This window comes from Pirellulaceae bacterium (assembly GCA_029243025.1).
Lineage (GTDB): Bacteria > Planctomycetota > Planctomycetia > Pirellulales > Pirellulaceae.
Genome location: JAQWSU010000009.1, coordinates 137,288 through 156,686 on the forward strand (window position 1 = coordinate 137,288; position 19,399 = coordinate 156,686).

At 57.6% G+C, this 19,399-nt stretch carries 17 protein-coding genes; 12 read left to right on the forward strand and 5 right to left on the reverse strand.

All coding sequences use genetic code 11. From position 1 onward, the window contains the following. Positions 1-94: 94 nt before the first annotated feature. From P8N76_04665 to P8N76_04680, 4 genes are all read right to left on the reverse strand, one after another. Complete coding sequence (locus P8N76_04665) at positions 95-1,186, reverse strand: phytanoyl-CoA dioxygenase family protein (GenBank protein ID MDG2380944.1); 1,092 nt, start codon at positions 1,184-1,186, stop codon at positions 95-97. Positions 1,187-1,213: 27 nt separating this feature from the next. Next, on the reverse strand, positions 1,214-2,185 hold the full coding sequence (locus P8N76_04670; protein MDG2380945.1) for an NAD-dependent epimerase/dehydratase family protein: 972 nt from the start codon (positions 2,183-2,185) through the stop codon (positions 1,214-1,216). Positions 2,186-2,966: 781 nt separating this feature from the next. Next, entirely contained in the window at positions 2,967-3,548 is a 582-nt protein-coding gene (locus tag P8N76_04675; protein ID MDG2380946.1) for a hypothetical protein, read from the reverse strand. Next, positions 3,506-3,778: a hypothetical protein gene (locus P8N76_04680; GenBank protein ID MDG2380947.1), complete on the reverse strand. Its 273-nt coding sequence runs from the start codon at positions 3,776-3,778 to the stop codon at positions 3,506-3,508. The genes P8N76_04675 and P8N76_04680 overlap by 43 nt, the downstream gene beginning before the upstream one ends. A 427-nt stretch (positions 3,779-4,205) precedes the next feature. Here P8N76_04680 and P8N76_04685 point away from each other — a divergent pair, with 427 nt between their 5' ends. The 12 genes from P8N76_04685 to P8N76_04740 all read left to right on the forward strand — a co-directional run bounded on the left by P8N76_04685 (position 4,206) and on the right by P8N76_04740 (position 16,950). Beyond that, entirely contained in the window at positions 4,206-4,673 is a 468-nt protein-coding gene (locus P8N76_04685; GenBank protein MDG2380948.1) for a hypothetical protein, read from the forward strand. 302 nt (positions 4,674-4,975) lie between these two features. Further along, entirely contained in the window at positions 4,976-5,872 is an 897-nt protein-coding gene (locus P8N76_04690; GenBank protein ID MDG2380949.1) for a glutamine amidotransferase family protein, read from the forward strand. Positions 5,873-5,875: 3 nt separating this feature from the next. Continuing rightward, positions 5,876-6,577 carry a hypothetical protein gene (locus tag P8N76_04695; GenBank protein ID MDG2380950.1) on the forward strand — a complete coding sequence of 234 codons (702 nt, stop codon included), beginning with the start codon at positions 5,876-5,878 and terminating at the stop codon, positions 6,575-6,577. 33 nt (positions 6,578-6,610) lie between these two features. Further along, a complete protein-coding gene (locus tag P8N76_04700) occupies positions 6,611-7,939 on the forward strand; it encodes an FMN-binding glutamate synthase family protein (protein MDG2380951.1) in 1,329 nt (442 codons plus the stop codon). Between the two features lie 106 nt (positions 7,940-8,045). Further along, positions 8,046-9,404: a type III glutamate--ammonia ligase gene (glnT, locus tag P8N76_04705; GenBank protein ID MDG2380952.1), complete on the forward strand. Its 1,359-nt coding sequence runs from the start codon at positions 8,046-8,048 to the stop codon at positions 9,402-9,404. A gap of 109 nt (positions 9,405-9,513) precedes the next feature. After that, entirely contained in the window at positions 9,514-10,704 is a 1,191-nt protein-coding gene (locus tag P8N76_04710; GenBank protein MDG2380953.1) for an FAD-dependent oxidoreductase, read from the forward strand. 6 nt (positions 10,705-10,710) lie between these two features. Next, on the forward strand, positions 10,711-10,986 hold the full coding sequence (locus P8N76_04715) for a sarcosine oxidase subunit delta (protein MDG2380954.1): 276 nt from the start codon (positions 10,711-10,713) through the stop codon (positions 10,984-10,986). Next, on the forward strand, positions 10,979-13,891 hold the full coding sequence (locus tag P8N76_04720; GenBank protein MDG2380955.1) for a 2Fe-2S iron-sulfur cluster-binding protein: 2,913 nt from the start codon (positions 10,979-10,981) through the stop codon (positions 13,889-13,891). The genes P8N76_04715 and P8N76_04720 overlap by 8 nt, the downstream gene beginning before the upstream one ends. 12 nt (positions 13,892-13,903) lie before the next feature. Then, positions 13,904-14,530, forward strand: a complete 627-nt coding sequence (locus P8N76_04725; GenBank protein MDG2380956.1) for a hypothetical protein — start codon at positions 13,904-13,906, stop codon at positions 14,528-14,530. 495 nt (positions 14,531-15,025) lie between these two features. Further along, positions 15,026-16,093 (forward strand): tetratricopeptide repeat protein, encoded by a 1,068-nt coding sequence (locus tag P8N76_04730; protein MDG2380957.1) that lies wholly within the window; start codon positions 15,026-15,028, stop codon positions 16,091-16,093. A gap of 205 nt (positions 16,094-16,298) precedes the next feature. Beyond that, the gene (locus tag P8N76_04735; protein MDG2380958.1) at positions 16,299-16,631 is read left to right on the forward strand and encodes a hypothetical protein; all 333 of its coding nucleotides are present in this window, start codon (positions 16,299-16,301) and stop codon (positions 16,629-16,631) included. Positions 16,632-16,665: 34 nt separating this feature from the next. Continuing rightward, positions 16,666-16,950: a PEP-CTERM sorting domain-containing protein gene (locus P8N76_04740; protein ID MDG2380959.1), complete on the forward strand. Its 285-nt coding sequence runs from the start codon at positions 16,666-16,668 to the stop codon at positions 16,948-16,950. An 84-nt stretch (positions 16,951-17,034) separates the two neighbouring features. On the opposite strand, the gene P8N76_04745 is transcribed toward P8N76_04740, so the two are convergent. Further along, complete coding sequence (locus P8N76_04745; GenBank protein ID MDG2380960.1) at positions 17,035-18,747, reverse strand: CRTAC1 family protein; 1,713 nt, start codon at positions 18,745-18,747, stop codon at positions 17,035-17,037. Between the last annotated feature and the right edge of the window lie 652 nt (positions 18,748-19,399).

Here is a 19,399-nt window from a genome sequence, read left to right on the forward strand (position 1 = left end):
AGATGTTCCAGGACGTAACCCCATCGGCTTTTTTTGCACGTTTGCTTTTAGAAGATTCGTGTGCGGGCCGTGGTAGGTCTTAAGCATCAGCTGATCAGGGCAGATCGGCCAGTACCGCGGATGCCCTACGCCCCTGCTCGCTATCTGGATCTCGCCTTGAGATTCGTTCTAGGTGGTGCTTTGCCTTACGGTCGCCTGCGCGCGCCAGTTCCATCGCTTCATCGAATCCATGATTGGAGTATGACGCATCTCGAGGAACGACCGGGTTGTCAAGCTCTTGCCAGTAATACTTTCCTTCGTCGGATGACCAGCCTCGATATACATCCTCCCATGAGATTGGACTGAAGTTGCTCAGGTGCGGTGTCAGCATGTGCTCGGCGATTGGGTCCCCGACGCGCTGATACCTGTTGTCCAGTGATACGCGAAGTCGATCTTCGGTTAAATTAGGAAGTGCTTGATGAACGGTTAACGCTGGGAAAATCAGCGTGTCGCCGATCTCGTAATCCGTCGATCTCCAGTCACCTCCCAATTCGGCATGTTCGTCGGAGTTGAGATGAAGGCTACCGGCTCCCAATGAAAAATGATGCTCCAGGACTCGACGGACCTTGTGCGAGCCTCGAAGCACGGCAAGTCCGCCGAGTTCGCGAGGACAATCGCCCACGGGTGCCCAACAGGTCAGATTACGAAATGTACCCTGGAAATGCACGAAGTCTTGATGCACCGGAGTTGTGTGGTCCGTGTACTTGGGGAACCAGAGCCGAGCCACTTTTTGAGGTTGCGGCATGACTTCACAATCCATGATTTGCCGTAGCAGATGCATCACTTCCGGCCAGTGGCCTGACTGGTGGAATGATTGAAGTTTATACACCTTGTGATAAACCTCCGTGTACTCCAGGTCACCCTCGGTACACCGTGCGTTTAGGTTTACGATTCCTTCACTGGGATCTGTACCGGGGATGAGCCAGCCGCCTTGCTGCATGACAGTCAACATTTCGCGCCGCAGCTGACGCAGCTTATCTGGATCTTGCAGCTGGCGAAAAAAAAGATAACCGTCTTCATCCATTCGTTTCTGCAGCTCCACGCCGTCGTTCTCTGCGTCGTTCGACGCACGCAGCTCTTTGAAATTAGGAACCACTTCTTCTCCCTTATTTTTACTGTCCGTCAAACACAATTCTGTCGGTGACAACCCGATCCTACGTTGTCCTAGCAGTCGCTACGAGTCGCTTTGATTGCTTCGCTCCAGGTCTGTGAAATACACGAGCGAACGACGTATGCCATCCCGCAACGTCGTCAAAGGCATTTTGGGAAACGCCTGACGCGTGGCCTCGTCATCAAGATCACAGACAAATAGATTTGCGACGACGCCATCGTCAATATCCACGTCCACCGGTGAAATCTCAAGTTCCGCAGCTACGTCTCGCACGATCCGTAAAAACTCTGTTCCCTCAACGGTCTGGCCACGCAAATTGAACACGCCGTAACCGTCAAATGGTTCGATCGCCGCCTGTCCGAAACCAGCTCCCACATCGTCCACGAAATGATAATGCTCGCGGCCCTCGTAGGGTATGCGAAACGGGCGACCTGCGGCCACGGCCTTCAGCGCGGTCGTTGGTGCAGCGGTTAGGCCCTGATCACGACCCGGTCCGTACGTCGTTGCTAGACGAAGACTGACGGTGGCAATTCCCGTCTCGTGATGAAAGGCCTGGGCCATTCCTTCACCCGCCACCTTCCAGTAACCATAGAGATTCGGCGGAGACATCGCGCTGGACGTCGCAACCCCCGATGTGTCGTACATGCTACGCGGTCCGTAGACCGCTGCCGAGCTCGCGAATACCATTTTTTGCAACTGCTCGCTACACTCAGAGGCTGCCTGCAAAAGGGCCATCGTTCCGCCGACGTTGACCTGCAGGCCGCCAAGCGGTAACGCGTCACAGTCCGGAGTCTGAAAGGCCGCCAGATGAATGATCTGGCTGGGTTGATGCTCTCGTAGCACATCCCGGATCATGCCAATGTCCGTCACGTCGCCGGCAATTAGCGTGATACGGTCACGCAATCGTTCATCGATCCGAGACGCGTCACTCCGACGGCTCAGGCCGATGACTCGTTCAACACCGTTGTCGAGTAAATATCGTACCGTCGCGGCGCCGATGCATCCCGTCGGACCGGTAACAAAAACAGGATTCATAACGAATGCTCTTCGGATAGGTAGATGAATTTTTCGGTGTTCGCCATCATATCAGCCGCATGGCAACAGGTATATCTTGTGCCCGATCATGTAGCGCACTACGAATCTCAATCGACTCGAAGACAACTCATCGATAAACGGAAAATCTCACACACTCCCCGCCAGAGGAAGATATTCTGCCCCTCCAAAAAATCTACCCATATCGGTCATTTTGGAGCAGCAACGTGATAATTCGGAGTACGGCGAGGGTCGGGCTACCTTTGGAGAATCCGTCTTTACAGTATTTGCTCGAGCTTTCCGACGAGGCGAGGCACGTCGACTGAAAAGTTATCGTGCCGACCTTTGGCCGTTCCACACTGGTAGTGATATCGCAGCTGTCTCGCTTTACAGATGAAGTAGAAATGTTACCAAACCCAAGGCTGTCCGAATAGCTCGAATACATCCGCGTCAGCGCAGAAGAAAAGGTTCGCTAACCCGGCACCATGGGGTCCCACGACGCATCGCGCGTCGTAGAAGAGTTCGATCTGCTGTGCAACTGACAGGTCTTCGAGAACGAAAGCCTCGAAACCAAGCGGCCCAATCGCTGACTCAAGCTCAGATTCGTTGTTTATTCGGCGCCACTTTGATGCTTTCTTTCGTGTAATGTAGATGAGTCGATCTCGCCTACGGGGTCTCGAGGGGCAAAAGTCTCGCAGAAATCCGTCGAGATAAATCGAAGGTAGGAATCCAGAGTTAAGATTGAAAAGGAACAATGCGAAGACGTACTTCGATAGCACATAGGTCATACCCGGTTCCAGTGGCAGTAGTTCCACACCAGACGGTAGCCGTGGTAAAACGAAGTGTTCTTCGAAGGGGCGCAGCGGTGGCAGATAGACAAGACAAGCTGGATCGGTTGATCCAGCTCCGCTGCCATCTGGCCGAGAACGTAGAGCATCGGTATTTGATCGACCAATGTTTGGTAGTCGCTCCACCGAAACGATCGCAAGCTGGTGTAAAGGCCTTCGAGTCGTGTCGAGCGGTGAAACAAGAAAGGTCGTGGGTCGAGATTTTCCGGGCGAATGGTACCGTGGTTCGGCGATAGGATCACCTTTCGCTGCGCAGAAAGAAGTAGGTTTTGATTCGGCCAGTAGAGCGGCTCGTGAAGAATCGTTGCTTCACCGGGGCGAGATCGGTGATTCGGGACGGCGAGTCGTTGACATGCAGGGGCCAGCGGCAGATCGAGAATGTCGGTGGTTTCGATGAGCTCAGATTCGACGAACCGCCGAGCGAGCCCGCCGGCACCGATTTCCTCGAGGGTTACGTTGTGCGTCAGACGCGAGACTACACCTCGCCTGGCCCAGCGGATAGCATTACAAATCGGCATCGAGCAGCTCGCTGTCGATCGATTCCATGGTCGAGATAGGTCGATCGAATGTAAATCGGGTCTCGTCTGGGGTGCGGAGGGATCGTCGGTCGATTGCGGCGAGTCATCCCGTCGCTGCCATCGGCCAGCTGCTCTGGGGAGCCGGGAGGCACGATGATGCCGCTCTCACCCGCCGCCCCGACGTCGGTGATCATGCAGGGTGTGCCACGCGCCATCGACTTCGCGACCATACTCGGAAATCTCTCGCGATGGAAGAGTATGCTGGCGCCAGGTGTTCGCGATCGAGCTTGCGCCAACAATCTGTAGTGCAGCTGCTTTCCCTCGCTGTGGCCGCTGGAAGGAAAGATCCTACTACCCGTTTATCTGGGCAGCCAGCGCGATGGCCTCGACACGCTGTGTTGGGGCGTCTGCGGTAGCTGGGCTGTCAGGACGGGCCCCTGGAAGCTGGTTGCTTGTGAGGCAAGCCGTGGGAGCTGTCGAGTCTAGAGACCGACCGGCGCGAAACCCGTGACCTGGCCGGCCATCATCCCCAGCGAGTAAAAACCATGGGGGCCGTGAAGACCCGCAGCGATTAAAATCGCTGTTAATAAGTACACACGACAAAGAAAGCGACACGACAGGACGCGCCGAATCATCTAACTGGTTTTTGCGTATTCCATGATCCTAATCACAGGCTGCGCCGGAAATGGACAGCACGATTCCCACAGTGAATCAAGACTGTCGAGCAAACCCGATGTGGTGGTCTACTGCCACGAGTCCTTCCTGGAACGTATCGACATCGGCGAGGCCGACCAGAGTCACGGTGACATGGTCACCTGGTCGGCAGACGTCTTCCACGAGATGCCGTCTAGCCGAAAGCCGGCCGATGGCGAGATCGTGGGCATCGCCAGTGGTTACATGATCGTAACGCGACCCAATCACGAGATCGGGACCGACGTCGATCGCGAGTTCCGCCTGTCCAGGATGACGGTGTCATGGGATGACACCGATGGCTCGTTCATCATGACCGGCCCGCATTCCTACGGACACCACTCGCCTCGCCTGGACAATACCGTCACGCGTCCGATCGTCGGTGGAACCGGACGGTTCTTCGCCCGACCGGGTGTGGTCGGTGTCATTCGTTAGTTATTAGTTTTTTTCGCTTCGGAGAGGGATCTGAGGATGGCTTGCGCTTGGAATCTCGAAAAGAGGTAGCACAAAGCCGCTTGGTCGTAGAGCGGATCGAGACATCGACTTTTCCGTCTACTTGGATTGCCAAGATCGGGCTGCAGCCGGGCCACGGAGCAGCGATGCATCGTAGTCCTTTCAGAGGACGGGACTCCAAAACGGTATTTCGGGCTATTGTTCTAACAGGCGGTAGCCATTTATAATTCCGGATCTCTGAGGGCGGATCATGATTGGACGTAACCGGATTGGAGCGTAGCAGCGTGTGTGGAATCGTCGGCTTGTTCTTGAAGAATCCATCCCTCCAGGGGCAGCTCGGTGCCTACATGTCTGAGATGCTCATTACGATGAGTGATCGCGGCCCTGACAGCGCAGGAATTGCGATCTACGGACAAGCGACCACCGGAACAATCAAGCTCACGGTGCAGTCAGCAAAGCCCACTAGCGATTTCCCCAAATTGCGTCGGGAACTTGCTGCACTTCTGAGCGACAAACTCGAGATGGAGGTAAATGACACCCACGCCGTGCTGCGGGTGGAAACTAGCGAGGTCCCGAGGGTGCAAGCGCGGATCGCAGAAGGATTTGCGGATTTGCGGATCATGAGTGCGGGCGAGGCCGTCGAAATCTATAAGGAGGTGGGCCCACCGACCGAGGTGGTATACCGTTTTGGACTTGGCAAGATGGCAGGTAGCCACGGAATTGGACACACGCGGATGGCGACCGAGTCGTTGGTCACTACGCGGGGAGCCCATCCCTTTTCCACCGGACCGGATCAGTGCCTGGTCCATAACGGGTCGCTATCGAATCACAACAACCTCCGCCGCCAGCTGCAGCGCGCGGGGATTGGTTTTGAGACCGAAAACGACACGGAAGTTGCCGCCGCCTATCTCTCTTCTCGCATCGATTGCGGGGTTTCGCTGGACGCTGCCTTGCAAGGTGCCCTGGAAGATCTGGACGGATTTTATACGTTCCTCGTCAGTACACGCAGCGGTTTTGGCGTGTTGCGAGATCCGATTGCCTGCAAGCCCGCTGTCCTTGCCGAGAACGACGATTACGTCGCCTTTGGTTCGGAATATCGCGCCCTGGTCGTTCTGCCCGATATTGAACAGGCAACGGTTTGGGAACCGGAGCCGGCGACCGTCTATTTTTGGGAGCATTGACGCATGGCAACCTTCGACCTCGCAGATCGTGATCTGAGGGAATTGAACCAGGAATTGCACAGGCAGTCGGACTTGCTGCGCGGCGAGAACAAGGCGGAAATGCAGTGGGAGATACTCAACCCGCGAGGGAGCCATGCAGTGGCGGTCGGTATCGACGCCCCGCTGGAAGTAACCATTCGAGGAAATGTCGGCTACTACTGTGGAGGCATGAACCAGGCAGCTGCAATTCGAATCGACGGCTCGGCGGGCCCGGGAGTTGGCGAGAACATGATGTCCGGTTCGATTGCGGTGGCAGGCAACGCCAGCCAGTATGCTGGGGCGACCGGACGGGGGGGACTGCTGGTGATCGAAGGCAACGCCTCATCGCGGTGCGGGATCTCGATGAAGGGAATCGATATTGTGGTGCGGGGCAATGTGGGGCACATGTCCGCATTTATGGCGCAAACCGGCAATCTGATCGTGCTGGGGGATGCGGGCGATGCATTGGGAGACTCAATCTACGAAGCGCGACTCTTTGTGCGGGGCCAAGTCCAAAGCCTGGGTGCGGATTGCATTGAAAAGGAGATGCGAGAAGAACACGTTTCCTTACTGGAGAGTGTGTTGTCCCAGGCGGGCATTTCCGATCTGAAAACCAGTGAATTTACGCGCTATGGTTCGGCCCGGGAGCTTTACCATTTTGATGTCGATCAGGCCGATGCGTATTAACAAAGAAAGAATCTTCAGTAGATTAGGACGACCGTGACTGATTCCCATCCCCCTACTAGGCCGCGTAAGTCTTCACGGTTCGACGACTACACGCTCTCCGAAATCCGTCGCGCGGCCGCGACCGGGATCTACGATATCCGGGGTGCCGGTGCGAAGCGTAAGCTGCCAAGCTTTGACGAGTTGCTGTTTCTGGGGGCGTCGATGTCCCGCTATCCGTTGGAAGGATATCGTGAAAAGTGCGCCACCGATGTGGTGTTGGGCAACCGATTTGCCAGCAAACCCCTGGAATTGAAGATCCCGATCACGATTGCCGGGATGAGCTTCGGCTCGCTCTCAGGGCCTGCCAAAGAGTCGCTTGGTTACGGGGCGACCTTGGCCGGGACCTCGACCACGACTGGCGATGGCGGGATGACGTCCGAAGAACGGGAACACTCGCAGTTGCTGGTGTATCAGTACCTGCCTTCTCGCTACGGGATGAATCCGGATGATCTCCGCAAGGCGGATGCGATTGAGATCGTGGTTGGGCAAGGCGCAAAACCGGGCGGTGGTGGAATGTTGTTGGGCCAGAAAATTTCCCCACGGGTCGCCGAGATGCGGACGCTGCCCGCGGGCATCGACCAGCGATCTGCCTGTCGCCATCCCGACTGGACCGGGCCGGACGACTTGGCGATCAAAATTCTCGAACTGCGGGAAATCACCGACTGGGAAAAACCGATCTATGTCAAGGTCGGCGGGGCGCGGCCCTACTATGATACAGCGTTGGCGGTCAAGGCGGGCGCTGACGTGGTGGTACTCGACGGGATGGAGGGGGGGACGGCGGCGACTCAGGAGGTGTTCATCGAGCATGTGGGGCAGCCGACCCTTGCCTGCGTGCGGCCTGCGGTCGATGCCTTGCAGGAGCTCGACATGCACCGCAAGGTACAGCTCGTTCTCTCGGGCGGAATTCGCAACGGGGCAGACGTTGCCAAAGCACTTGCCCTGGGAGCCGATGCGGTTTCGATCGGCACCGCCGCGCTGGTGGCCCTTGGAGACAATGACCCACGATGGGAAACAGAATACAACGCCTTAGGCACGACCGCCGGTGCCTACGACGACTGGCATCAGGGGGCCGATCCGGCCGGGATTACGACCCAGGACGCCGAGCGTGCGGGGCGACTCGATCCCCAGGCGGCGGGTCGCCGTCTGGCAAATTATCTCAAGGTGATGACACTCGAAGCGCAGACGATTGCCCGCGCTTGCGGCAAAAGTCACGTCCACAACCTAGAGCCGGAAGATTTGGTGGCCCTGAGCGTGGAAGCGGCCGCGATGGCCCGGGTGCCCCTGGCCGGAACGGATTGGATTCCCGGGCAGTCGGGATTATGAGGTAGGTTGGGTAATGCGAGAGTAGAAAGCCGACGGTATTGGAAGTAGACCTCGGCAATACGAGTTCAATCAAGACTCCGAAGTTTTTTTGGCAGGGGTTAAAACGATGGCTGACGGCGAACAGATTCGCAAGCAAATGGCAAAAGATGGTGTGGAATTCATCCTTGCGCAGTTTGTGGATATCCACGGAACGGCCAAGGTCAAAATGGTCCCCGTTTCTAGTTTTGATAACATGCTTGACGAGGGGGCCGGTTTTGCCGGAGCGGCGGTCTGGGGTGTCGGACAGGGACCTCATTCGCACGACATGCTCGCGCGGATCGACCTAGCCAGCTACACACCGCTCCCTTGGATGCCCAATACGGCCCGTTTTGCTGCCGATTTGTTTGTGGATGCGGTCTCTTACCCGTTCTGCCCACGGACCAACTTGAAAAGAGTCTTGGCCGATGTCCGCAAACGGGGCTATGTGTTTAATGTTGGCATGGAGCCGGAGCACTTTTTGGTGACTCGCGCTGCCGATGGCAGCATTGCACCCTGGAATCCCGATCAGGTCGACAACCTGACCAAGCCGTGTTATGACTTCCGCTCGATGGCCCCGGCGATGGATTATCTGCAGGAGTTGACCAGCAGCCTCAACCGCCTCGGTTGGGGTGTCTATCAGACCGATCACGAGGATGCCAACGGCCAGTTTGAAGTCAACTTTGATTTTCAGGACGCGCTAACCACGGCCGATCGGGTCACGTTCTTCAAGATGGCCACCTCGCAGATTGCAAAAAAATACGGCGCCATCGCCACGCACATGGCCAAACCGTTTGCCGAGCAGACCGGTAGCGGTCTCCATGTTCACTTCCATCTGGCCGATGCGGAGACAGGCGAGGGTGTCTTTGAGGATCTCTCTGACGAGCGGGGCCTGGGCTGTTCGGAGCTGGCCTATCATTTTGTGGGGGGTATCTTGCACCATGCCCGCGCGCTCTGCGCGGTGACGAGCCCGACGGTCAATTGCTACAAGCGGCTCAAATTGGGCGCCGGGTTGCAATCCAATCGAAGCGGTTATACCTGGACCCCTGCGTTCATCAGCTACGGAGACAACAATCGCACCCAGATGATCCGCACCGCCGGTCCGGGGCACTTTGAGGACCGCACCGTTTCGGCCGGATGCAATCCCTATCTGGCCTTGGCCGCCTACGTGGCCGCCGGGATGGACGGGATTGAAAAAAAAATGCAACCGGGGGAACCCAACCTGGGCAACATGTACGAGCGCACGCTCGCCGAAATTCTCGCCGAGGGTACCAAAATCTTGCCACAGTCTTTGCAGGAATCGATCGCAGAATTGCGTCGCGACGAAGTCGTCTGCAGCGCTTTGGGCGTGATTGCCGACGAGTTTATTGAGCTCAAGAGTCGGGAATGGGAGACCTACGAAGGGCAGGTGACTGCCTGGGAGATCGATCAGTACCTGACATTTTTCTAATAACCTTGTCACGGCTCCGCGCCCGCGGGCTAAAAAAACAGCTCCTATCCTTTCCATGCCCCATCGCCTGCTCAAGTTTGGTTTCAGCAAAGACTATCCGGAGTCGCGGATGTTCCGCGCGCCGGAGCAACTTCGCAACGAATACGATGTGGTAATTATTGGCGGTGGCGGGCACGGCCTGGCAGCCGCCTATTATCTCGCCCGGGAACACGGGATCACGAATGTCGCGGTCCTGGAGCAGGGCTACATCGGCCGGGGTGGCACGGGCCGCAATACGGCGATTATCCGCTCCAACTATCTGACTCCTGAAGGAGCCCGTTTTTATCAGGCCAGCGTCGAACTGTTTCAGGATCTTTCGCGACAGTTCGACCTCAATTTGTTCTACAGCGAGCGGGGCCATTTCACCCTTGCCCATTCGCCAGCCTCGCTGCGGACCCAGCGGTGGCGTGCCGAAGTGAACAAACATTTGGGGATCGACAGCGAGTTGGTGACTCCTGCCGAGATCAAGCAAATGGTCCCGGAAATCGACCTTGATTGTGGAGGGCAGCAGCCACCAATTCACGGGGCCCTCTATCATCCCCCGGGGGCCATCGCCCGGCACGACGCGGTCGCTTGGGGCTACGCCCGGGGTGCCGACCAGCGGGGCGTCGAAATTCACCAGCAGACACGGGTAACCGATATCGAAATTCGCGACGGGGCGGTCTGCGGTGTGCATACCGACAAAGGTTTTATCAAAACCCGCAAAGTCCTCTCCGCGGTAGCCGGTTGGACGACCGGCATCACTGAGATGGTCTCTCTGCGGACCCCTTTGGTGATCCACCCACTGCAGGCAATGGTGACCGAGCCACTCAAGCCCTGGCTCAATAAAATTGTCGTTTCGGCCAGTTTGCACCTCTATGTGAGTCAGTCGTCGCGCGGAGAACTCGTGGCGGGTGCGTCGCTCGATCCGTACGAACTGATTTCCATGCGGTCCACCTTGGATTTTGCCGAAGGGACTGCTGGCCATCTGATCGACCTGTTCCCCATGCTCGGCGATATCAAGATCCTTCGACAGTGGGCCGGGCTCTGCGACATGACGCCCGACTTTTCCCCGATCATGGGGACCACACCGATCGAGGGTTTTTACATCGATGCCGGTTGGGGGACCTGGGGCTTCAAGGCGACGCCGATCAGCGGGTTGACGATGGCCCATACTGTGGCTACCGGGAACGACCACGAACTGATTGAGCCATTCAATCTTTCTCGGTTCAGCCGTTGGCAACTGGTAGGTGAAAAGGGAGCTGCCTCCGTAGGGCATTAACGCACGATGAAGATCATTTGCTGTCCCGTGAACGGTCCTCGGCCACTGCAGGAATTCCACTTTGGCGGCCAAGTTCGCCCGCTGCCTGTCACTGGCGACGAGGGCCAGTTGAGCGACGTAGAGTGGGCCGACTACGTCTTCAACCGCGCCGGCGAACCGGGCGTCCAGCGGGAATGGTGGTACCACACGCCGAGCGGTACTTGGTTTATTGCCGAGCGGGATTGCGAGAACGATGAATTCCTTCGCACCTACCTCCACGGCCAGCGGGGAACGGATGAATAAACGATTGCCCGAGCGTGAAGGGGAGTGGATCGACCGCGATCAGCCGGTTTCGTTTCAGTTTGAAGGCGAGTCGCATCAAGGTTTTGCGGGCGATGTGCTCGCCAGTGCGCTGTGGGCAGACGGGGTGCGGCTTTTGGGACGCAGCTTCAAATACCACCGGCCGCGCGGCATTTACAGCCTCGCCGGAGCGGATGCCAATTTGATGGTGGAAGACGGCCAGCGGACGAATCTCCGCGGCGACTTTTTGCCGATCGAAGCGGGGCTCAATGTCCGCTCGGTCAACACGGCTGGGGGACTCAAACGAGATTGGCTTAAGATCACCGACCGCTTTGGCCGCTGGATGCCGGTTGGGTTTTATTACAAGGCATTCCATACGCCCCGGCGGCTGTTCCCCTTTTATGAAAACCAGATGCGCAAAATTGCCGGCCTTGGAAAAATCAATCCTGCCGGCAAGCGGCAGCCGTCACCCAAGGATTATGCGTTTGCCGATCTTTTGGTTGCCGGTGCAGGACCCGCAGGTCTCGCCGCCGCGATCGCTGCCGCCGAGCAGGGATTGGAGGTGTTGCTTGTCGATGAGCAGCCTCACGTGGGTGGCAGCCTCCACTGGCAACATGCGCAAGATCAGACGGCTGCCGGATCTTTGCAGGAGCTCGTGCGCCGCGCTGCGGCACTCGACAATCTTCAGATTCGCACCGGTACGCAGGTAGCCGGCTGTTACGCCGATCATTGGATCGCCCTGGTCGACGCGCAGCGGCTGACCAAACTTCGTACGCGGGCGACCCTCTTTGCCACGGGCTGTTTCGAGCAGCCGGCCGTTTTTCAGAACAACGACCTCCCTGGAGTGATGCTTGCTTCGGCCGCCCAACGCCTGATTTATCTCTATCGGGTACGGCCGTGTCGGCGGGCTGTGATCCTGGCGGCAGGCAGCGAGGGTTATCGACTTGCGCTGGATCTTCAAAAAGCCGGTGTGGAGGTGGTAGCCCTGGCGGATTTGCGCGATGAAGGCGAGGCGGGCCCGTGGGGAAAGGCGGTCACCGCGAGCGGGATCATGATTTACAAGGGCCACACCATTTACGAAGCGATTGCCAGTCGCGATAAAAATGCGCTGGCCGGCGTGATGCTCTGTCCCTTGGACAAGACGGGCGGCCCCCAGAGCATTGGCCGTGCGAAGCTGGCGTGCGACGGCGTTTTGATGAGTGTGGGCTGGACGCCCGTGTCGGGGATCGCCTATCAGGCGGGGGTCCGGTTCCGTTACGACGCGCGTGTGGAGCAATTGGTGCCCGACAGCCTGCCGGAGCGGGTGTTTGTGGCCGGGCGGGCGGCAGGGATTTTTGAATTGGCAGATCAGCTTGCCGATGGTAACCGCGCAGGCCTAGCAGCCGCCGCAGCATGTGGTCAATTCAGCGGGAAAGTTCCCCAGCCGCTCATACCTACGGGACCCCCGCGGAGTCATCCCTATCCGATTGTTCCTCACCCGGGCAAGAAAAACTTCGTCGATCTAGATGAAGATCTACACCTGGTCGATTTTCAAAACGCCCATCAGGAGGGTTATGACAGCATTGAATTGATCAAACGCTACACCACCGTGGGTATGGGGCCGACTCAGGGCAAGCTCTCAAATGTGAATGCAGTCAGAATTCTCGCCCGGCTCAATCGCGCCACGATCCAGGAGACGGGAACCACCGTCTCACGGCCTTTTCACCAGCCCGTTTCACTCTCCAAATTGGCCGGACGTCGCCTGCACCCCTTGCGGCGGACCCCGCTGCACGGAAAACACCTGGAGTTGGGTGGGCAGATGATGCACGCAGGCACGTGGTTGCGTCCGGAATACTACAAGGTTGAAGGCAGTTCGCGCGAAGATTGTATCCTTGCCGAGGCGGAGAATGTTCGCCGTGGCGTGGGCCTGATCGACGTCAGCACGCTCGGCAAACTGCACTTTTCTGGACCCGATGCTGGCCGCTTCCTGGAGCAGATTTATACGGGGGGCTTTTTGGATCAAAAGCTGGGCCACCTGCGATATGCCCTGGCCTGCGACGAATTGGGGATCCTGATCGAAGATAGTGTGGTGGCCCGGAAGGGGGAAAACCATTTTTACGTGACGGCGACGAGCAGTGGCGTGACCGCCTTTTACCGCGATTTGCAGCGTTGGGCACTGATCCTTGGGATGGATGTTACCTTGGTTCATGCTACGGGACAGATGGCCGCGATCAATCTGGCCGGTCCACGATCACGCGAGGTCCTTGCGGGACTGACTGAACTGTCGCTTGCCGCAGACGATTTCCCCTATCTGGCTGTTCGCGAGGGCCGCGTGGCAGGTGTCGAGGCCACCTTGATGCGGCTCGGTTTTGTAGGTGAGCTGGGATATGAAATCCATGTGCCGGCCGGTGCGGCCTGCCACGTCTGGCAAGCGTTCCTGCAGGCGGGCCGACAGTTCGAGATCCAGCCGTTTGGGGTTGAGGCCCAGCGGTTGTTGCGGTTGGAAAAGGGCCATCTGATCGTGGGTCAGGATACCGATGCGCTGACCCATCCTTTCGAGGTTGATTTGGGTTGGGCGGTCAAAATGGAAAAGCCGTTTTTCGTCGGTTCGAGAAGCTTGCAGATTCTCGCCGCTCGCCCGCCAGAGCGACAGTTGGTCGGTCTGGCACTCCCTGCGGATGCCACGGCGCCGCTACCGGAGGAATGTCATTTGATAATAGAGGGTAACGAGATTGTGGGCCGCATTACCAGCGTGGCCCATCGCACGACACTCGGACAGCCCATTGCCCTGGCCTTCGTACGGCCCGCGCAGGTAGCCGCCGGCACGCAGGTCAGGATTCGCGTGGCCGCTGGCAAGCTCCTCACGGCCAGCGTGGTGCCGCTGCCGTTTTACGATCCAGACGCCTTGCGGCAAAGATTGCCAGACTAAAGAAAGCGCCAGATGCCCGAGACAATCCGTCAGAGCCCGCTTCACGATCTGCTACAAACCGCACCGCTGCCCGGGGGTGCGATCCAGGCCAAGCGATTGCGGAGAGTCGGGCTCTGCGATGTTAGCCTGCTGGAAAAGCTTGGTCTCAAGGGTCCAGGGGCTGCTATGTGGCTTGGCGACCTGGGGCTCGCTGTTCCGGCAGATGTTTATGCCAGCGGGCCACTGGAAGCGGGCGGTCTGGTCGTACGACTCGGCGTGAATGAATTCCTGCTCGAGGCCGGTTCACCGGATCGATCGCTTACGCCACTGCGCGAAGCGTTGCCTGGAGACAGTGCGCAGTTAGTGCCGGTCGTGCGTGAGGATGCCACGCTTCTGCTTTGTGGTCTGCGAGCGTTGGACCTCCTGGCTCAATGTTGCGGATACGATTTTTCCAGGAGCCCCTCCGCCCGGCTCGTGTATACCCGCATCGCAGGCGTGAGCTGCGGCATCCTACCGCAACAGGTCGGCGGCAATCCGGTCTATCGCATCTGGTTCGATCCGAGCTATGCGATCTACCTCTGGGAGACCCTGGCGGAAATTGCTGACGGGTTGGGGGGCGGCGCAGTCGATGCCGCGGCGATTTTTGCGAAATCCCACTAACCGATGATCGACTACCGCAGCTTACTTGGGCGGCAGACAGATCCTCGTCGCGATTCTAGGCATCTTCGAAGTTGAATGTTGAGCGGCGCTTCTTACTCGCCTGTCGTTTTCGCTTTTTCCGAGTCAACGCTGACAGTTTATTCATCATGCTATCGTCCCAGACTTTGAGTCGATTTGGACTGGTGTGCGATCGTTTCATTGGAACCTTACTCGTCTGACAGTTCGGAAATGGTTGCCGCGGATTCGTGAAACTTGTTTCGTCGCCTCCCTGAGGTCTCCGGGACTGCGGCATCAATCGATGAGATCGTCACCAGGAACAGTAGCAACTACTTGTTTCTACTGGACACCAGTTCAATTGCATTCCATAACCTCCGAAGTGTAAAATGCTGAATCAGACGGATGAAATGACGAGTCCTATGGCGTCAATTAAGTGCGATCGTAGTCGGTAAGACACACCACACGCATGCTTTTTCCGGGGAAGGTAAATTAAACCGTATGAGACCCGGGGATGTTGATCATGGTATGACGGAGCCAGCCGCGGCCAGACGGTGGTGGTCCCGGATTGTAATCCGCTGCGGCGCGCGTCCCTTTGCGCTATTGCTATTCGCCGTTTGGGCAGCTGTGATGTTGACATCGGCCGGTTGTATCGACGACACCCCACGAAGCACGGCTACCACGGAAGAGGAGGCGTTGACGCAAGGGAAGGCGCTGATGAATTCGGGAAGACATGATGACGCGATTATCGAATTCAACCGGGCGATTGAGCTGAACTCCAATAGTGTGGGCGGTTTCAAGCATCGCGCGCTGGCATACTTCTACATACGACAGCTCGATAAGGCAATCCACGATCTGGGACGCGCGATCAACTTGGCTCCTGAAGACGTCAGCCTGTATCTCGAACGAGCCCGCTTCCATCGCGCTGCCGGGAATCACGAAGGTCTATTGGCCGACTGTACCGCGGCGCTGGAGCGGGCTCCTGAAGCCGCCGATGCATGGTCCATGCGCGCCGGTTCATACTGCGAACGGGGGATGAATGGTGAAGCGATTGAGGCAGCTGAACAAGCGATACGGCTCAATCCGGAGCATGCGCCGGCCTACAACAACTTGGCAGTAGTTTACATGAATCAGGGAAAGTTTAGTCGGGCGATTAAATACTTCGACTTGGCAATTAAAAACAATCGGCAGTTCCCGACCGCCTACGGCAACCGGGCGAAAGTCCATCTCACGACGGGGCAACCCGATTTGGCCTACGCCGACTGGGCTGAGGCCATTCGGCTTGAACCCAACAACGCCCAATATTGTCTCGACCGAGGAATGGCCTATCTGGACCGCGATCGAGTGGACGAAGCGCTGCAGGATTTCGAGACAGGAATTGGCCGGCTGGAACCGCCCGACGGCAAGGCCCGAGCCCCCCAACCCTTTCTTGCCAAGCTGTACACGGCTAGCGCACAGGCTCAATTTACCAAGGGGCGGTTCGACAAGGCGGTGGCCGACGCGAACGAGGCGATTCGATTGGACGAAACGTCTGTCGGTGCTCATTTCGTTCGGGATCTAGTGAAATAGAAGGACGAGACGCAACGGGCCAAGCAAAAACCGCCGCCGCACTAGCTGGGGAAATTCGGCTGTGCGTGGCAGTCCACCCACCCCCTGATAGGGGGGTTCGGTGAAGTGAAAGAAAAAACTTGCAAGACAAGTTGATGCCGTCATAATCGCCACTGGTAAACGTGTAACAAGATGCTCACCGCAGACGGTCTATCGAGGTAACCACATGACTAGCGTAAGTGCAAAGCTCTTGCTGTTCGCAGTGATTTTTACGGTGTCTTCTTCATCGGTCTTCGCTGGGCCGGTCTACTATGGTGATGCGGTCATTCAACGGGCGGGGCCAGACTCGGCGCCCGGACTGCTTGGCATACACGAGATAATTTCTCAGACTGGCGTGGCCACTACCTGGAATTATTGGGCTGACGAAGTCGGTAATCAGTTGACGCCTGTCATTTTCAAAGTGAGCAACGACGAATTAGAAATCACAGGGATCGGCGAGACGCATTCGGCGACCGCGTTGGGCGACCGCGTTGGGCGACCAGGGCGGGCTTCCGTTTAACCTCGCATCCGGCACCGCAGACGTGGTGGAGGGTATGTATCGCTTCGGGCATTATGATGGCGACCCCGATGGAGAAGCGAACACGGGAACGGTTTCGTTTGACGGTGGAGGTGCATCGAATTGGGCCGCTGGCGGCGAACAAGACCCCGCTACGGTAGCTGTGGGAAACATGGTTACTGAAAGCCCGCTCGGCCGCCAATATTCAATTCAAATTGGCATTGAGGAGCCGGTTCCGGAGCCGTCAAGCATTGCGATTCTATTGGTTGGGCTAATCGCAGGATTTCGCATCTTCGGACGTCGGCGTCGCGCCGCAGCCTAGGGCGATACGTCGTACGCATCGGTAAATCTATCCACAAGCCGCGAGTTGGATCTCGCGGTTTTTTTGTTGCGTTCCGGACGACCGTCAAGGCGATTGCCCGCTGCCTTTCTGAACGACGATCTGTCGGTCCACGCCGGCCGCGGCAAACCGCTCGCGTGTCCGATCCGGCCACACGACATCGATCGACGCGATGGCTTCGGCTGTCCCCACTCCGAAATGGGCGGTAGGGTCACTGCTGGATAGATAGCCGACCGTGGGATGGGCGATCCGCATCTGCTTTCCTTTGTCGGTCGTCACTGTCACCACCGCACCATATGCGTCACGTTTTCCCGTCATGGGTCGCACCATCACCCAGTGGTAGTCGTCGATCGGCGCGTCGTTGCGAAAAACGCGAAGGGTATTGTCCAAGTTGTTGGTCACGAGGTCGATATCGCCATCGCCGTCGATGTCGCCCAATGCCAATCCTCGGGTATTCTCGATGTGCTGGCTGACACCGCCTGCCCGTTGACTTGCGTGCTCAAACCGAAGTTTCTGGCGGCCTGTATTCTCAAACACCTGGTTCGGTTCGGCGTACCGTGACCAAAAGGGACTACCGGAGCTGCCAGCCTCGACGGCTCCTCGCGCGACGCGACCGTTCACCAGGGTCAAGTCGAGGTCGCCGTCGTGGTCCAGATCCAGAAACCCGCATCCCCACCCCGTACGAATCATCGAGGGTGCTCCCACTCCAGAACCGGCCGAGTGGTCACGATACCGTAGTTTTTCATCGGCCAGATACAGTGTGTTGGTCTCTCCTTGGAGGTGGGTTATGAACAACTCCAAGCTGCCATCTTCATCAATGTCTCCCGCTGCGACTCCCATTCCTGCCTCGGCGCTACCCATCCCGTTAACAGCGGCTCCGCGACCGAACGCCTCGTCACGAAACTTGCCATCTCCCGAGTTCGTCCACAGAATGTTCGGCTCGCTATCGTTTGCAACGTAGATATCGACCAATCCGTCGCCCGTCAGGTCGGCGCACACGATACCCCAACCGCGAGATGGCGCGGTGATCCCGGCCGATTTCGACACGTCGGTGAAGACGCCGCTACCGGTATTGCAATACAGTACGTCGGTGACTCCTTCGAAAAGCTGAGGACCGCAATAGTCAGGCTCCGGTCCGGACGGATTGGAGCACCGGTGGTGCGGATCGAATCGGGCGAAACGAGCGACGTAAAGATCGAGGTCGCCATCACCGTCGTAGTCCAGAAAAGCGGCCGATGAACTCCAGCCCTCGGTTGCCACGCCCGCGCTGCGAGTCACATTGCGGAACGTGCCGTCGCCGTTGTTCCGATACATCGCGTCCGTTCCGTAGTTTGTAACGTAGACGTCCAGGTGCCCATCGTTGTCGATATCGCCGACGGCGACGCCGTGTCCATATCCGGGATCTCCCAAGCCCGAGGCGGCCGTAACATCGACGAAAGTGCCGTCGGCCTGTTGCTCGAACAGTCGGTTAGGTGCGGGTTTCTCGAAGGCCGCCGGAAACGCGGCAGGAGGAGGATGGCATACCTGGTAGATATCCAGGTCCCCATCACCGTCGTAGTCCCAGACCGCCACCCCGCCCCCGGTTATCTCCGGCGTCAGATAATGCCCGTTTGGCCACGACTCGGACGTATCAGCAAGGCCCAGCTTGTCGGTAACTTCGACGAAAAAGGGCACGTTTGCGGAAGGGGTGTCCGCTGGCTGCTCGTCGGACTGACAGCCGACCGTGATGATCGTTAACAGCAGCGGAAACCAAAAATAAAATCTCGGTTGATGGACCATAGCCCTGGCCTCGGATCGCTCGCACACCATTCATTCTATCTGGTTTAGTCTCGTCGAGTCAGTTTTATCGTCAAACAAAATAGCTTCACTGTCAGATCGCCAGCTGGACTCGAAACCCCAAGAGGCGACCGACTTACCGGACGAGCGCCCGGCGACGTAATAATAGACCACAGGGGTGATAATACGCCGGCCTTCTGGGTTAGACTGCGTTGGACTAGCCTCATTTGGGACTATTGGTGCTTCGGTTAGAAAAGCCGGCGGCTGAACTTTTCCCGATTGCCCTGCCCACGCATGATAAATTCGCGTTTTTTTGCGCGACCGATGCACGCTGCGCAAACAGGCTAGGATCATGCAATACGGCACCACCATGGTTTCCTGAACTTTAGCATACGATTCGTGCCATGGCGCAACGCCGACGGAACGCTGCGCGACGATACCCCATTCACCGTTTCGATTCAGCAAATCTGTCGCCTGATGCGTAGCCGGCAAACAACGTTGAAGACCGATGCGGGAAGATTCGATATTCCGATATTAATTTTGTCATCCACTCACGACCAGAATCAGCCTTACGCATTGCAAACGTTCGGCATGCAGGTGTAAGAAAACTGCACCAAAGGCATGTGACCAAAAAAAATATTAGTTAGCCCCCTCG

Excerpts from the sequence above, each read along its gene's own strand:
- P8N76_04670 (MDG2380945.1), bottom strand. The coding sequence starts at position 2,185 with ATGAATCCTGTTTTTGTTACCGGTCCGACGGGATGCATCGGCGCCGCG.
- P8N76_04725 (MDG2380956.1), top strand. The coding sequence starts at position 13,904 with ATGCCCGAGACAATCCGTCAGAGCCCGCTTCACGATCTGCTACAAACC.
- P8N76_04715 (MDG2380954.1), top strand. The coding sequence starts at position 10,711 with ATGAAGATCATTTGCTGTCCCGTGAACGGTCCTCGGCCACTGCAGGAA.
- glnT (MDG2380952.1), top strand. The coding sequence starts at position 8,046 with ATGGCTGACGGCGAACAGATTCGCAAGCAAATGGCAAAAGATGGTGTG.
- P8N76_04680 (MDG2380947.1), bottom strand. The coding sequence starts at position 3,778 with ATGGTCGCGAAGTCGATGGCGCGTGGCACACCCTGCATGATCACCGAC.
- P8N76_04710 (MDG2380953.1), top strand. The coding sequence starts at position 9,514 with ATGTTCCGCGCGCCGGAGCAACTTCGCAACGAATACGATGTGGTAATT.
- P8N76_04720 (MDG2380955.1), top strand. The coding sequence starts at position 10,979 with ATGAATAAACGATTGCCCGAGCGTGAAGGGGAGTGGATCGACCGCGAT.
- P8N76_04730 (MDG2380957.1), top strand. The coding sequence starts at position 15,026 with ATGAGACCCGGGGATGTTGATCATGGTATGACGGAGCCAGCCGCGGCC.
- P8N76_04675 (MDG2380946.1), bottom strand. The coding sequence starts at position 3,548 with ATGCCGATTTGTAATGCTATCCGCTGGGCCAGGCGAGGTGTAGTCTCG.
- P8N76_04695 (MDG2380950.1), top strand. The coding sequence starts at position 5,876 with ATGGCAACCTTCGACCTCGCAGATCGTGATCTGAGGGAATTGAACCAG.
- P8N76_04740 (MDG2380959.1), top strand. The coding sequence starts at position 16,666 with ATGTATCGCTTCGGGCATTATGATGGCGACCCCGATGGAGAAGCGAAC.
- P8N76_04685 (MDG2380948.1), top strand. The coding sequence starts at position 4,206 with ATGATCCTAATCACAGGCTGCGCCGGAAATGGACAGCACGATTCCCAC.
- P8N76_04735 (MDG2380958.1), top strand. The coding sequence starts at position 16,299 with ATGACTAGCGTAAGTGCAAAGCTCTTGCTGTTCGCAGTGATTTTTACG.
- P8N76_04745 (MDG2380960.1), bottom strand. The coding sequence starts at position 18,747 with ATGGTCCATCAACCGAGATTTTATTTTTGGTTTCCGCTGCTGTTAACG.